Source organism: Kosakonia arachidis, from assembly GCF_900116535.1.
GTDB lineage: Bacteria > Pseudomonadota > Gammaproteobacteria > Enterobacterales > Enterobacteriaceae > Kosakonia > Kosakonia arachidis.
This window is the reverse complement of sequence record NZ_FPAU01000016.1, coordinates 1-14,100: the sequence shown is the minus strand read 5'-3', so window position 1 is coordinate 14,100 and position 14,100 is coordinate 1. Positions and strand designations below refer to the sequence as shown.

Below are 14,100 nucleotides of genomic sequence, written 5' to 3'. Positions count from 1 at the left end.
AAGTTACGGAGAGTAAAAATGAAAGTTCGTGCTTCCGTCAAGAAATTATGCCGTAACTGCAAAATCGTTAAACGTGATGGCGTCATCCGCGTGATTTGCAGTGCCGAGCCGAAGCATAAACAGCGCCAAGGCTGATTATTTCGCATATTTTTCTTGCAAAGTTGGGTTGAGCTGGCTAGATTAGCCAGCCAATCTTTTGTATGTCTGTACGTTTCCATTTGAGTATCCTGAAAACGGGCTTTTCAGCATGGTACGTGCAAGTAAAATTATAGGAGTGCATAGTGGCCCGTATAGCAGGCATTAACATTCCTGATCAGAAACATGCTGTGATCGCATTAACTTCGATCTATGGCGTCGGTAAAACCCGCTCCCAAGCCATTTTGGCTGCTGCGGGCATCGCTGAAAATGTTAAGATCAGTGAGCTGTCTGAAGAACAAATCGACACGCTGCGTGACGAAGTTGCCAAATTTGTGGTTGAAGGTGATCTGCGCCGTGAAATTAGCATGAGCATCAAGCGCCTGATGGATCTTGGTTGCTATCGCGGTTTGCGTCATCGTCGTGGTCTCCCGGTTCGCGGTCAGCGTACCAAGACCAACGCACGTACCCGTAAGGGTCCGCGCAAACCGATCAAGAAATAATCGGGGTGATTGAATAATGGCAAAGGCACCAATTCGTGCACGTAAACGTGTAAGAAAACAAGTCTCTGACGGCGTGGCTCATATCCATGCTTCTTTCAACAACACCATCGTTACTATTACCGATCGTCAGGGTAACGCGCTGGGTTGGGCAACAGCCGGTGGTTCCGGTTTCCGTGGTTCTCGCAAATCCACTCCGTTTGCAGCTCAGGTTGCAGCAGAGCGTTGCGCTGAAGCCGTAAAAGAATACGGCATCAAGAATCTGGAAGTTATGGTTAAGGGACCGGGTCCGGGTCGCGAATCTACTATTCGTGCTCTGAACGCCGCTGGTTTCCGCATCACTAATATTACTGATGTGACTCCGATCCCTCACAACGGTTGTCGTCCGCCGAAAAAACGTCGCGTATAACACGCTCGTTTTCTAGGATTGTTGGAGAAAGAAAATGGCAAGATATTTGGGTCCTAAGCTCAAGCTGAGCCGTCGTGAGGGCACAGACCTGTTCCTTAAGTCTGGCGTTCGCGCGATCGATACCAAGTGTAAAATTGAACAAGCTCCTGGCCAGCACGGTGCGCGTAAACCGCGTCTGTCTGACTATGGTGTGCAGTTGCGTGAAAAGCAAAAAGTTCGCCGTATCTACGGTGTGCTGGAGCGTCAGTTCCGTAACTACTACAAAGAAGCAGCACGTCTGAAAGGCAACACTGGTGAAAACCTGCTGGGTCTGCTGGAAGGTCGTCTGGACAACGTTGTATACCGTATGGGCTTTGGCGCTACTCGTGCAGAAGCACGTCAGCTGGTTAGCCACAAAGCAATCATGGTAAACGGTCGTGTTGTTAACATCGCTTCTTACCAGGTTAGTCCGAATGACGTGGTTAGCATTCGTGAGAAAGCGAAAAAGCAGTCTCGCGTGAAAGCCGCTCTGGAGCTGGCTGAGCAGCGTGAAAAGCCAACCTGGCTGGAAGTTGATGCTGGCAAGATGGAAGGTACGTTCAAGCGTAAGCCGGAGCGTTCTGATCTGTCTGCGGACATTAACGAACACCTGATCGTCGAGCTTTACTCCAAGTAAAGCTTAGTACCAAAGAGAGGACACAATGCAGGGTTCTGTGACAGAGTTTCTAAAACCGCGCCTGGTAGATATCGAGCAATTGAGTTCGACGCACGCCAAGGTGACCCTTGAGCCTTTAGAGCGTGGCTTTGGCCATACTCTGGGTAACGCACTGCGCCGTATTCTGCTCTCATCGATGCCGGGTTGCGCGGTGACTGAGGTTGAGATTGATGGTGTACTTCATGAGTACAGCACTAAAGAAGGCGTTCAGGAAGATATCCTTGAAATCCTACTCAACCTGAAAGGGCTGGCGGTGAGAGTTCAGGGTAAAGATGATGTTATTCTTACTCTGAATAAATCTGGCATTGGCCCTGTGACTGCAGCCGACATTACCCACGACGGTGATGTCGAAATCGTCAAGCCGCAGCATGTGATCTGCCACCTGACCGATGAAAACGCAGCTATCAATATGCGTATCAAAGTTCAGCGCGGCCGTGGTTATGTGCCGGCGTCTGCCCGAATTCATTCGGAAGAAGATGAGCGCCCGATCGGCCGTTTACTGGTTGATGCGTGCTACAGCCCTGTAGAGCGAATTGCCTACAATGTTGAAGCAGCACGTGTTGAACAGCGCACCGACCTGGACAAGCTGGTCATCGAAATGGAAACCAACGGCACAATCGATCCTGAAGAGGCGATTCGTCGTGCGGCAACCATCCTGGCAGAACAACTGGAAGCTTTCGTTGATTTACGTGATGTACGTCAGCCGGAAGTTAAAGAAGAGAAACCAGAATTCGATCCGATCCTGCTGCGCCCTGTTGACGATCTGGAATTGACTGTCCGCTCTGCTAACTGCCTCAAGGCAGAAGCTATCCACTATATCGGTGATCTGGTACAGCGTACCGAGGTTGAGTTGCTGAAAACGCCGAACCTGGGGAAAAAATCTCTTACTGAGATTAAAGACGTGCTGGCTTCTCGTGGTCTGTCTCTGGGCATGCGCCTGGAAAACTGGCCACCAGCAAGCATTGCTGACGAGTAACCGGATCACAGGTTAAGGTTTTACTGAGAAGGATAAGGTCATGCGCCATCGTAAGAGTGGTCGTCAACTGAACCGCAACAGCAGCCATCGCCAGGCCATGTTTCGTAACATGGCAGGTTCTTTGGTTCGTCATGAGATCATCAAGACGACTCTGCCGAAAGCCAAAGAGCTGCGTCGCGTAGTTGAGCCGCTGATTACTCTTGCCAAGACTGATAGCGTTGCTAATCGTCGTCTGGCATTCGCCCGTACTCGTGATAACGAGATCGTGGCAAAACTGTTTAACGAGCTGGGTCCGCGTTTCGCGAGCCGTGCCGGTGGTTACACTCGCATTCTGAAGTGTGGCTTCCGTGCTGGTGACAATGCTCCGATGGCTTACATCGAGCTGGTTGATCGCGCCGAGCCGAAAGCAGAGGCTGCTGCAGAGTAATCTGTAGTAACGTAAAAAGACCCGCTTCGGCGGGTTTTTTTATATCCTAAGAATTCACACTTTCCTACAATATTCATATCTTGCTTGCTCATCCCCGGAGACCCATTATGTGGTTGCTTGATCAATGGGCAGAACGGCATATCCTTGATGCCCAAAATAAAGGTGAATTCGACAACCTTCCCGGTTGCGGTGTGCCGCTCACTTTGGATGATGATTCTCATGTTCCGCCAGAGCTTAGAGTTGGGTACCGTTTGTTGAAGAATGCTGGCTGTCTACCTCCAGAGCTTGAATATCGTAGAGAAGCGATTGCGCTGGCTGATTTGTTAAATGGTGTGGGGGAAAACCATCCACAGCATCGAGAGTTGCAATGCCGCTTATCGCTACTTGAACTCAAATTACGACAGGCAGGCTTAAGTACTGATTTTTTGCGCGGTGATTATGCCGCAAAACTGGTGCAAAAGTTGAACGAGGAGTAGCCTATGTACCGAATTGGTGAAATTGCAAAACTGGCTGAAGTGACGCCGGATACCATTCGCTACTACGAAAAACAACAAATGATGGATCATGAAATACGGACGGAAGGTGGTTTTCGTCTTTTTACGGACAGAGATTTGCAGCGTCTAAAATTTATCCGCCATGCGCGCCAGTTAGGATTTACGTTAGAAGCGATACGTGAATTACTGTCGATCCGAATTGATCCTGAACATCACACATGTCAGGAGTCGAAGAGTATAGTGCAGACCCGTCTGGCTGAAGTGGAAGCGCGTATTGATGAACTCCAGGCAATGCGGCGTTCCCTGCAGAAACTGAACGATGCCTGTTGTGGGACTGCGCACAGCAGTGTCTATTGTTCCATTCTGGAAGCGCTGGAACAGGGCGCCAGTGGTAAGCCAGGTTCGTTGGCACGTTGATCTTCTCTACGCAGAGATCTACACTTCGGCTGTTTTAATACACAAACTGGAGATTTTATGAGCCGCTATCAGCACACCAAAGGGCAGATTAATGATAATGCCATTGAGGCATTGTTGCATGATCCACTGTTCAGACAGCGTATTGAGAAAAATAAGAAAGGGAAAGGGAGTTATCTGCTAAAAGAAAAACATGCAAACCGGGGCTTTAAGGAGGCCAGTGGCAAGCAAGCATATCGCTTATTTACCACTGACCTTCTGGTTTCTGCTTAATTAATTACGGTTATTCTGTTCTTTCAGCAGGTCACGGATTTCACTCAGTAAAGCTTCTTCTTTACTTGGCGCCGGTGGGGCTTTAGGTTCTTCTTCCTGTTTGCGTTTCAGCTTATTAATTAACTTGATCGCAAGAAAGATAGCAAAAGCAACAATGATAAAATCAAATATATTCTGGATAAACACGCCGTAATGCATTATGACTGCGGGCACATCGCCCTGCGCATCGCGCAACGTTAAGGCAAATTGTTTGAAATCAATTCCGCCGATTAATAATCCAAGTGGCGGCATAATTATATCGGCTACCAATGAAGAGACAATTTTACCGAATGCTGCACCGATGATCACACCAACGGCCAAATCCACTACATTGCCGCGCATTGCGAACTCGCGGAACTCTTTCAAAATACTCATATCATTCTCCATGTGCAGGCTGTCTGGATAAGTTTAACAAATTACCGTTCAATTTCCATTTGCAGAGATAACTAACCAGATTTCTTAACCCCCTCATTAATACAGGGATTAAAAAGGATGCGGATATTCGCATCCTTTGATGATTAAAGGAAGAAGGGGCTTGGCTGGAAGAGTCTTTCAACATCCGTAATATATTTTTTGTCGGTTAAGAACATAATTACATGGTCGCCCTGCTCAATGCGCAAATTATCATTAGCAATCATCACGTCGTTGCCACGTACTACCGCGCCAATAATCGTACCAGGTGGAAGTTTGATCTCATCAATAACACGCCCCACCACGCGAGAGGTCGTTTCGTCACCGTGAGCGACAGCTTCGATTGCCTCGGCGACACCACGACGCAACGACGACACACCGACAATATCGGCTTTACGCACGTGGCTAAGCAGTGCGGAGATTGTTGCCTGCTGCGGTGAAATCGCAATATCAATTACGCTGCCCTGCACCAGATCGACGTAAGCACGGCGCTGGATCAGCACCATGACCTTTTTTGCTCCCATACGTTTGGCCAGCATTGCTGACATAATGTTCGCTTCATCATCGTTAGTGACGGCAATAAACAGATCCACTTGATCAATGTGTTCTTCTGCCAGCAATTCTTGATCCGATGCATCACCATAGAAAACGATGGTGTGCTGTAGTTTTTCTGCCAGTTCTGCGGCACGCTGTTGATCGCGCTCGATCAATTTGACGCTGTAATCTTTCTCCAGTTGGCGTGCCAGACCTGCGCCTATATTTCCGCCTCCAACCAGCATGATGCGTTTGTACGGTTTTTCCAGGCGCTGCAGTTCGCTCATTACTGCGCGAATATGCTGCGATGCGGCAATAAAGAACACCTCGTCGCCGGCCTCTACAATGGTGGAACCTTGCGGGCGTATAGGGCGGTCGTGGCGAAATATGGCCGCAACGCGAGTATCAATATGCGGCATATGTTCGCGCATGGTCGATAATGCATTACCAACGAGCGGCCCACCATAATACGCTTTAACTACGGCAAGGCTGACTTTCCCTTCGGCGAAATTCACTACTTGAAGTGCTCCCGGATATTCGATCAGTCGATAGATACTATCGATAACCAACTGTTCCGGTGCGATTAAGTGGTCGATCGGTACTGCTTCTGAGTGGAACAGTTTATCGGCATCGCGCACGTAGTCTGGAGAACGAATACGTGCAATGCGGTTAGGCGTATTAAACAGTGAATAAGCAACCTGACAGGCAACCATATTGGTTTCATCTGAACTGGTCACAGCGACCAGCATGTCGGCATCATCTGCGCCAGCTTCACGTAACACTCGTGGATGCGAGCCATGCCCCTGCACAACGCGCAGATCAAACTTGTCCTGCAGGCTGCGCAGACGATCGCCATTAGTATCGACAACGGTAATGTCGTTATTCTCTCCGACCAGGTTTTCCGCCAGCGTACCGCCAACCTGCCCTGCACCCAGAATAATTATTTTCATCTGCTGTGACCTGTTGTCCTCATCACTGTTTAATTATCTTAGCGTAAAAGAAACCGTCGCCTTCTTCCGCGCCCGGCAATTTCTGCAACCCTGGCTGTTCCGGCGTTCCGGTTAGGCTAAGCTGCGCATCCGGCGTACGCTTGAGGAAGGCTGCAACCTGCTGGCTGTTCTCTTCTGGCAGGATCGAGCAGGTTGCGTATACCAGTGTGCCGCCAGATTTTAGATGCGGCCAGATAGCATCCAGAATTTCTGACTGCAACTGCACCAGCTCAGGGATATCGCGATCGCGACGAAGCCATTTGATGTCCGGGTGCCGACGAATAACCCCTGTTGCAGAACAGGGAGCATCTACCAGAATACGGTCAAAGACCTCATCGGTGCACCACTGTGACGGGAAACGACCGTCCCCCTGTTTGACCTGTGCTTTCATACCCAGACGTTTCAGGTTGTCGTAAACGCGGGATAAGCGTTGTTCGTCAACATCCACGGCCAGGACGCTGGTTTCGGGCGCCACTTCAAGAATATGTGTTGTTTTGCCGCCCGGCGCAGCACAAAGGTCGAGAATGCGTTCGCCATTCTGCGGAGCGAGAAAGTTGACACAACCCTGGGCTGACGCATCCTGCACCGTGACCCAGCCTTCCGCAAATCCGGGAAGTGCAGTAACGGGAGCTGCCGCAGCCAGACGCACGGCATCCGGGTAATCTGCATGGGTAAACCCGTGCAAACCATGTTCTTCCAGTAAGGCCAGCCAGCTTTCGCGGGTATGGTGTTGGCGGTTCACACGCAGCCACATTGGTGGGCGTTGGTTACTGGCCTCGATGATCTGCTGCCATTGCTGCGGATAAGCTTTTTGTACTCGTTTTAGCAGCCAGGCCGGAAAGAGATAGCGGTTATCGCTGCTAGCGAATTCCGTCAGTAATGCCTCTTGCTGACGTTGAAACTGACGCAATACGCCATTGATCAGACCCTTAAGTTGCGGTCGTTTGATAGCAACAGCGCCTTCTACCGTTTCTGCCAGCGCTGCATGTGCAGGAATTCGGGTATGGAGAAGCTGATAAAATCCGACCATGATCAGGTAGTGTACTGTGCGTTGTTTCCCGGTCATCGGACGCAACATCAGCTTATTGATCAGCCAGTCGAGTTGCGGCAGCACGCGTACAACACCGAAGCACAGCTCCTGTAGCAGTGCCTTATCTTTGTCAGAGACTTTCTGTTGGAGCTGCGGCAGGATATTGCTGAGCGATTGCCCTTGTTCCATCACCTGCTCGATGGCCTGCGCAGCCATACTGCGTAAATTATTCTGTTTTTTCATAACCACAAACATAAAAATGCCCGGCAATACCGGGCTAAGAAATGTGTATCACACCAGGAGGTTGCCGGGAACAAACCACTCACGCCGAGAGTTCAGGATATCCTGTGCGCTCATGGCTTTTTTACCTGCCGGTTGTAGCGACTCAAGATTCAGTATTCCGTCGGCGGTGGCGATCTGAATACCTGCTTTTGAAGCATCCAGAATCGTACCGGGCGCAGCGCAGATTGCAGAAGGAATCACCGAGGCTTGCCATATTTTCACCGGTTGCTCATCAATCATGAACCAGCTCATTGGCCACGGATTGAAAGCACGGATGCAGCGTTCAAGCTGTGCGGCGCTGAGCGACCAATCAATGCGAGCCTCTTCCTTGCTCAGTTTCTCTGCGTAAGTGACCAGCGCTTCGTCCTGCACCTGCGGTTGTGCCCTGCCCTGAGCGAGCTGTTGCAGTGTGACAAGTAGCCCCTGTGGGCCAAGTTCCGCTAATTTCGTATACAGCGTGGCACTGGTGTCTTGTGCGGTAATAGGGCATGAAAGCTTATATAGCATATCACCAGTATCGAGCCCTACATCCATCTGCATAATAGTGACGCCGGTTTCCACATCACCTGCCCATAACGAGCGCTGGATCGGCGCTGCGCCGCGCCAACGCGGCAGTAGAGAACCATGCACGTTGATGCAGCCTTTGCGCGGCATATCCAGAACGGCTTTGGGAAGAATCAAACCATATGCCACTACGACCATGACATCGGCGTTAAGGTCGGCGATCAATTGCTGATTTTCCTGTTGGCGCAGCGAGGCTGGCTGAAATACCGACAAGCCTTTTTCTTCTGCCCGCACTTTCACCGGGCTGGGCATCAGTTTTTTACCGCGGCCGGCGGGGCGGTCGGGCTGGGTGAAAACCCCGACCACCTGATGCTCAGAAGACAACAGCGCGTCAAGATGACGCGCTGCGAAGTCAGGTGTGCCGGCGAAAATAATACGTAGAGAATCTGACACGTTTATCCCTTTTTGCCTGCATTTAAGCGCGGGCGTTCATGCGATCCAGTTTTTCAACTTTCTGGCGAATGCGCTGACGTTTCATCGGCGACAGGTAATCAATAAACAGTTTACCTACCAGATGATCCATCTCATGCTGAATACAGATAGCCAGCAGCCCATCAGCTTCCAGTTCGAATGTTTTTCCGTCACGATCCAGCGCACGGACTTTCACTTTCTCAGCGCGAGGTACTAATGCACGTTGTTCCGGAATTGACAGACAGCCTTCTTCGATGCCTGTTTCCCCGCTTTTTTCCAGCAGTTCCGGGTTAATGAATACCAGTTGTTCATCGCGATTTTCAGAAACGTCAATCACAATAATGCGCTGATGGATATCAACCTGCGTTGCCGCAAGGCCAATACCTTCTTCTGCGTACATGGTTTCAAACATATCATCCACAATACGTTGAATGTCCGCATTCACTTTTTTAACCGGTTCGGCGACTTTGCGAAGACGCTCGTCCGGAATATGTAACACATGCAAAACTGCCATAAATATCCAGAGTCGTGTTCAGGAGTTGGTAAGAATACTACCGCTATTCTAGACAAAACCCCCACTGATTGACAGCATCGGTGACCAATCGCAAGGATTGCCAGGACGGTTTGTGGCAGGGGAAATGGATGACGCCCACAGAGATAGGATTACGTTTACTACAGGTCGGAGACCTGTGCGGTGATAAATGGCTACTTACAGTACAATGGCTGGAGCAAAACAAGGGAGCAACGCCTGAAGAACTTGAGCATTTCGGGTTGACAACGGCGCAGACCAGGCGTTTCTTCTCTTTGTCGGTGCAGGAACTTGAGAAGAGCCTGGACTGGCTGAGTCAGGCAAACCATCATCTTATTAGTGCCAATGATGCTGCGTATCCCGAATCTCTGCGCGCTATTGCTGATTATCCGGGCGTTATTTTGGTGAAGGGCGAAGTTTCAGTGCTAAAAACTCAACAACTGGCCGTTGTTGGCAGTCGTGCCCATTCCTGGTATGGAGAGCGCTGGGGACGTCTGTTTTGTGAGGCGCTTGCCCAAAGTGGTTTTACCATTACCAGCGGTATGGCTTTGGGGATCGACAGTATTGCCCACCGGGCCGCGTTGAATGTTGGAGGCAAAAGCGTAGCTGTGTTGGGAAATGGTCTGTATAGCCTCTACCCCCGGCGGCACTCGGCGCTTGCCAGCCAGCTTATTGATTGCGGTGGTGCACTCGTTTCCGAATTTCCCCTTGCGGCGCATCCCAAACGAGAGCATTTTCCTCGACGAAATCGCATCATTAGCGGCCTTAGTCGTGGTGTGCTGGTTGTGGAGGCCGCATTACGTAGCGGATCGCTCGTCACCGCCCGAAGTGCGCTTGAGCAAGGCCGTGAGGTTTTTGCGCTGCCCGGCCCGATTGGTAGTCCCGGTAGTGAGGGCGCGCACTGGCTAATCAAACAAGGGGCAACTTTGGTGACATCTGCGAGTGAGATCCTCGAAACTTTGCAATATGGGCTTAGCTGGCTACCTGAACCAGGTGGAAATTCATTTTATTCTTCAGATCAAGAAGAGGTGGCATTGCCATTTCCTGAGCTCCTGGCTAACGTAGGAGATGAGGTAACACCTGTTGACGTCGTCGCTGAACGTGCCGGCCAACCTGTGCCAGTCACAGCTGCTCAATTGCTTGAACTGGAGTTAGCAGGATGGATCGCAGCTGTACCCGGCGGCTATGTCCGATTGAGGAGGGCAAGCCATGTTCGACGTACTAATGTACTTGTTTGAGACTTACATCCATAACGAAGCTGAAATGCGTGTGGATCAAGACAAACTGGAACGGGATCTTACCGACGCCGGATTTGATCGTGAAGATATCTACAACGCTCTTTTGTGGCTGGAAAAGTTGGCTGATTATCAGGAAGGCCTTGCCGAACCGATGCAGCTTGCTTCTGATCCGCTCTCAGTTCGTATCTATACTGCTGAAGAGTGCGAACGGCTGGATGCCAGTTGCCGGGGATTTTTATTGTTCCTTGAGCAGATTCAGGTGCTAAACCTCGAAACCCGAGAAATGGTGATAGAACGTGTGCTGGCGCTGGATACAGCAGAGTTCGACCTGGAAGATCTTAAATGGGTCATCCTGATGGTACTCTTCAATATTCCAGGATGTGAAAATGCATATCAGCAAATGGAAGAATTACTCTTTGAAGTGAATGAAGGTATGCTGCACTAATCATTTTTGCAGCTTCAAGAGTCGTTATGGCCAAATCAGCACTGTTTTCGGTGCGCAACAACGAGCCCTGCCCACAATGCGGGGCTGAGCTTGTTATTCGTTCCGGGAAACACGGCCCGTTTCTCGGGTGCTCCCATTATCCGGAATGCGATTATGTTCGCCCCCTGAAGAGCCAGGCGGATGGACATATTGTTAAAGTTCTGGATGGGCACCTGTGTCCGGACTGCGGCGCGCCTATGGTATTACGGCAAGGGCGTTTTGGTATGTTTATCGGTTGTAGTCAGTATCCTGAGTGTGAACATACAGAACTAATTGATAAGCCTGACGACACTGCCATCACCTGCCCGCAGTGTCAGAGTGGACATCTGGTGCAGCGCCGTTCCCGATACGGCAAAACCTTCTATTCCTGCGATCGCTACCCTGATTGCCAATTTGTTATCAATTTCAAGCCGGTGGCGGGTGGATGTCCTGCGTGCCACTACCCACTGCTTATCGAAAAGAAAACCGCGCAAGGTGTAAAACGCTTCTGCGCCAGTAAACAATGTGGACAGCCGGTAACGGCGGAACAAACTCGTGAAGAATAACCTGCCAACAGATCCTGTCGCTTCGGCGATTGAGGTTCTGAATAAAGAAGAAGTCATCGCTTATCCAACTGAAGCTGTTTTTGGTGTCGGCTGCGACCCTGATAGTGAAACTGCCGTCTATCGCCTGCTTGAACTGAAGCAGCGTCCGGTTGATAAAGGCTTAATCCTGATTGCAGCCAACTTTGATCAGCTGAAACCCTATATTGATGACAGCATGTTGACGGACGAACAACGTAAGGCCGTCTTCAGATGCTGGCCTGGCCCGGTGACCTTTGTGTTTCCGGCAAAACCAACCACACCACGCTGGTTAACCGGACGTTTTGATTCGCTGGCTATACGTGTCACCGATCACCCAATGGTCATTGCACTTTGCACGGCTTACGGTAAACCTTTGGTTTCGACAAGCGCCAATTTATCCGGGCTGCCACCTTGTAGAACGGCGCAAGAGGTTAGTGAACAATTTGGTGCCGACTTTCCGGTGATTGATGCGCCAACGGGCGGCCGACAGAACCCTTCTGAAATCCGTGATGCCCTCACCGGCGAACTTTTTCGCCAGGGATAATAGTATGGAATCCTACGCAGTTTTCGGTAACCCTATTGCTCATAGTAAGTCGCCCTTTATCCATCAACAGTTTGCCCTTCAGCTTGGCATCGACCATCCCTATGGGCGCGTGCTTGCGCCAATTGATGACTTTGTGAATACGCTGGATGCCTTTTTTGCTACTGGTGGTAAAGGCGCGAACGTTACGGTTCCCTTTAAAGAAGAGGCATTTGCTCGAGCTGATGAACTGACAGAACGCGCAGCGCTGGCTGGTGCGGTAAATACATTAAAGCGCCTTGATGATGGGCGTTTGGTGGGAGACAACACCGATGGCATTGGTCTGCTCAGCGATTTGCAACGGCTGGGCTTTATCCGCTCGGGATTCCGTATCCTGTTGGTTGGCGCGGGAGGAGCGGCGCGCGGCGTATTGTTGCCTCTGTTATCACTGGATTGTGCGATAACGATTACTAACCGAACCTTTTCACGGGCGGAGGAACTGGCGAGGCTCTTCGTTCATACTGGTAGCATCGTTGCCGTGCAAATGGATGATCTTCAGGGACATGAATACGATCTTATCATCAATGCAACTTCCAGCGGGATTGGTGGGGATATCCCGGCATTACCGTCGGAGCTCGTTCATGCCGGGCTTTACTGCTACGACATGTTCTACCAAAAAGGGAACACACCGTTTCTGGACTGGTGTACAAACCTGGGTGCAAAACAGTACGCTGATGGTTTGGGTATGCTGGTGGGGCAGGCCGCACATGCGGTATTGCTGTGGCACGGCGTGTTGCCTGATGTTGAGCCAGTCATTCAGACGCTGAAGCAGGAGCTGGCGAAATGAATCAGGCTATCCAGTTTCCGGATCGCGAAGAGTGGGATCCCTCAATGCAGGCTGTCTGCTTTCCGGCACTGGTTAATGGAATGCAGATGATATGTGCCATTAAAGGTGATGATCTAAAGCAACGTTTCGATGCTGAAACGCCGGAACAGTATCTGGCGGCGTTTCGTGACTATCGCTGGGATCTGGAGGAAGAGGCGGAACAGTTGATCCGCCAACAGAAGGAAGATGATCAGGGTATGGTTTGGTTATCCTGATCCATATATTCATCTTTCCATTTCACGTAGTTCTTCGCCGAGTACTTCAATCCTTCTATTTCCGCTTCCTTCAGGGGGCGGATCTGTTTTACCGGGCTTCCCAGATATAAATATCCGCTCTCCAGCCGCTTATTTTGAGGCACCAGGCTGCCCGCGCCGATCATGACGTCGTCTTCAATAACCGCGCCATCCAGCAAAATAGAACCCATTCCAACCAGCACGCGATCACCAATGATGCAGCCATGCAGCATCGCTTTATGCCCAACGGTGACATCCTCACCGATGATGAGTGGGTTTCCTTCGGGGTTATAAGAGGATTTATGCGTAACATGCAGAACGCTACCGTCCTGAATATTGCTACGGGCACCGATCTCAACATAATTCACATCACCGCGAATGACGACCAACGGCCAGATGCCGACATCATCGGCAATTCTGACATCACCAATTACCACGCTGCTACTATCAACCATGACCCGCAAGCCGATTTTAGGGAAGAGATCCTTATAAGGACGTAAAACAACTGACATAGATACCTCATTAAAAACGGGCTGAGATAAAGACTTTGATCGTTAGAAAGGCCATCTGCAAGCCTTTTACGCGTCATTAAATGCGCAGATCGTACGGGATCGCAGCAAAAAGAATGAAAAAACAGCAGTCAGAAAAAAAGATCGCAAAAAGACTTGTGCTTAAAATTGGGATCCCTATAATGCGCCTCCGTTGACACGACAACGTGAATGACTTCACGAGATAGTTGGGCAACAAAAGAGAAAAAATCCTGAAAATCAGGATTGACTCTGAAAGAGGAAAGCGTAATATACGCCACCTCGTGACGAAGCGCTGAAAGCCGCGTCGCAACTGCTCTTTAACAATTTATCAGACAATCTGTGTGGGCACTCAGGTGACATGGATTCTTGATGTCTTCGGACAAAAAATGAATACCAAGTCTCACGGGTGAACACGTAATTCATTACGAAGTTTAATTCGATGAGCATCAAACTTTAAATTGAAGAGTTTGATCATGGCTCAGATTGAACGCTGGCGGCAGGCCTAACACATGCAAGTCGAACGGTAGCACAGAGG

21 protein-coding genes and 1 rRNA gene are annotated in these 14,100 nt (G+C 50.2%); 16 read left to right on the top strand and 6 right to left on the bottom strand.

The window, feature by feature from the left end; translation table 11 throughout:
* Positions 1-18: 18 nt before the first annotated feature.
* The 9 genes from rpmJ to BM427_RS24770 all read left to right on the top strand — a co-directional run bounded on the left by rpmJ (position 19) and on the right by BM427_RS24770 (position 4,322).
* Positions 19-135, top strand: a complete 117-nt coding sequence (gene rpmJ, locus BM427_RS24810; protein WP_000868187.1) for a 50S ribosomal protein L36 — start codon at positions 19-21, stop codon at positions 133-135.
* 146 nt (positions 136-281) lie between these two features.
* A complete protein-coding gene (gene rpsM / locus BM427_RS24805; protein WP_007369824.1) occupies positions 282-638 on the top strand; it encodes a 30S ribosomal protein S13 in 357 nt (118 codons plus the stop codon).
* Positions 639-654: 16 nt separating this feature from the next.
* Positions 655-1,044: a 30S ribosomal protein S11 gene (gene rpsK, locus BM427_RS24800; protein ID WP_002919257.1), complete on the top strand. Its 390-nt coding sequence runs from the start codon at positions 655-657 to the stop codon at positions 1,042-1,044.
* Positions 1,045-1,078: 34 nt separating this feature from the next.
* Positions 1,079-1,699 (top strand): 30S ribosomal protein S4, encoded by a 621-nt coding sequence (gene rpsD / locus BM427_RS24795; protein ID WP_003031138.1) that lies wholly within the window; start codon positions 1,079-1,081, stop codon positions 1,697-1,699.
* A gap of 25 nt (positions 1,700-1,724) precedes the next feature.
* On the top strand, positions 1,725-2,714 hold the full coding sequence (locus tag BM427_RS24790) for a DNA-directed RNA polymerase subunit alpha (RefSeq protein ID WP_090127191.1): 990 nt from the start codon (positions 1,725-1,727) through the stop codon (positions 2,712-2,714).
* A 40-nt stretch (positions 2,715-2,754) separates the two neighbouring features.
* Positions 2,755-3,141: a 50S ribosomal protein L17 gene (gene rplQ / locus BM427_RS24785; RefSeq protein ID WP_002919206.1), complete on the top strand. Its 387-nt coding sequence runs from the start codon at positions 2,755-2,757 to the stop codon at positions 3,139-3,141.
* 107 nt (positions 3,142-3,248) lie between these two features.
* A complete protein-coding gene (locus BM427_RS24780; RefSeq protein ID WP_090127190.1) occupies positions 3,249-3,617 on the top strand; it encodes a DnaJ family domain-containing protein in 369 nt (122 codons plus the stop codon).
* Positions 3,618-3,620: 3 nt separating this feature from the next.
* Positions 3,621-4,052, top strand: coding sequence for a Zn(2+)-responsive transcriptional regulator (gene zntR / locus BM427_RS24775; RefSeq protein WP_090127188.1), 432 nt, complete (start codon positions 3,621-3,623; stop codon positions 4,050-4,052).
* Positions 4,053-4,109: 57 nt separating this feature from the next.
* The gene (locus BM427_RS24770; protein WP_090127186.1) at positions 4,110-4,322 is read left to right on the top strand and encodes an alternative ribosome-rescue factor A; all 213 of its coding nucleotides are present in this window, start codon (positions 4,110-4,112) and stop codon (positions 4,320-4,322) included.
* Here BM427_RS24770 and mscL read toward each other — a convergent pair whose 3' ends face one another.
* From mscL to def, 5 genes are all read right to left on the bottom strand, one after another.
* A complete protein-coding gene (mscL, locus tag BM427_RS24765; RefSeq protein ID WP_090127184.1) occupies positions 4,323-4,736 on the bottom strand; it encodes a large-conductance mechanosensitive channel protein MscL in 414 nt (137 codons plus the stop codon).
* Positions 4,737-4,879: 143 nt separating this feature from the next.
* Entirely contained in the window at positions 4,880-6,256 is a 1,377-nt protein-coding gene (gene trkA / locus BM427_RS24760) for a Trk system potassium transporter TrkA (RefSeq protein ID WP_090127182.1), read from the bottom strand.
* 22 nt (positions 6,257-6,278) lie between these two features.
* Positions 6,279-7,568 (bottom strand): 16S rRNA (cytosine(967)-C(5))-methyltransferase RsmB, encoded by a 1,290-nt coding sequence (gene rsmB / locus BM427_RS24755; protein WP_090127211.1) that lies wholly within the window; start codon positions 7,566-7,568, stop codon positions 6,279-6,281.
* Positions 7,569-7,616: 48 nt separating this feature from the next.
* The gene (gene fmt / locus BM427_RS24750; protein ID WP_090127180.1) at positions 7,617-8,564 is read right to left on the bottom strand and encodes a methionyl-tRNA formyltransferase; all 948 of its coding nucleotides are present in this window, start codon (positions 8,562-8,564) and stop codon (positions 7,617-7,619) included.
* A gap of 22 nt (positions 8,565-8,586) precedes the next feature.
* Positions 8,587-9,096, bottom strand: a complete 510-nt coding sequence (def, locus tag BM427_RS24745; RefSeq protein WP_090127178.1) for a peptide deformylase — start codon at positions 9,094-9,096, stop codon at positions 8,587-8,589.
* A gap of 128 nt (positions 9,097-9,224) precedes the next feature.
* Between def and dprA the strand changes: the two genes are divergently transcribed.
* From dprA to BM427_RS24715, 6 genes are read left to right on the top strand one after another with little or no spacing between them, the layout of a single operon-like run.
* Positions 9,225-10,349 (top strand): DNA-protecting protein DprA, encoded by a 1,125-nt coding sequence (gene dprA / locus BM427_RS24740; protein ID WP_090127176.1) that lies wholly within the window; start codon positions 9,225-9,227, stop codon positions 10,347-10,349.
* Positions 10,321-10,794 (top strand): DUF494 family protein Smg, encoded by a 474-nt coding sequence (smg, locus tag BM427_RS24735; protein WP_007369835.1) that lies wholly within the window; start codon positions 10,321-10,323, stop codon positions 10,792-10,794. Before dprA ends, smg begins: the two co-directional genes overlap by 29 nt.
* 26 nt (positions 10,795-10,820) lie before the next feature.
* Entirely contained in the window at positions 10,821-11,378 is a 558-nt protein-coding gene (locus BM427_RS24730) for a DNA topoisomerase family protein (RefSeq protein WP_090127174.1), read from the top strand.
* On the top strand, positions 11,368-11,940 hold the full coding sequence (gene tsaC, locus BM427_RS24725) for an L-threonylcarbamoyladenylate synthase type 1 TsaC (protein ID WP_090127172.1): 573 nt from the start codon (positions 11,368-11,370) through the stop codon (positions 11,938-11,940). Before BM427_RS24730 ends, tsaC begins: the two co-directional genes overlap by 11 nt.
* A 4-nt stretch (positions 11,941-11,944) precedes the next feature.
* On the top strand, positions 11,945-12,763 hold the full coding sequence (gene aroE, locus BM427_RS24720) for a shikimate dehydrogenase (protein WP_090127170.1): 819 nt from the start codon (positions 11,945-11,947) through the stop codon (positions 12,761-12,763).
* A complete protein-coding gene (locus tag BM427_RS24715) occupies positions 12,760-13,017 on the top strand; it encodes a DUF1488 family protein (RefSeq protein ID WP_090127169.1) in 258 nt (85 codons plus the stop codon). Before aroE ends, BM427_RS24715 begins: the two co-directional genes overlap by 4 nt.
* On the opposite strand, the gene BM427_RS24710 is transcribed toward BM427_RS24715, so the two are convergent.
* Positions 12,993-13,547 carry a gamma carbonic anhydrase family protein gene (locus BM427_RS24710; protein ID WP_090127168.1) on the bottom strand — a complete coding sequence of 185 codons (555 nt, stop codon included), beginning with the start codon at positions 13,545-13,547 and terminating at the stop codon, positions 12,993-12,995. The genes BM427_RS24715 and BM427_RS24710 overlap by 25 nt on opposite strands.
* Positions 13,548-14,020: 473 nt before the next feature.
* On the opposite strand from BM427_RS24710, the gene BM427_RS24705 reads away from it, so the two are divergent.
* Positions 14,021-14,100: ribosomal RNA gene (locus tag BM427_RS24705) — 16S ribosomal RNA — on the top strand; the annotation flags it as partial.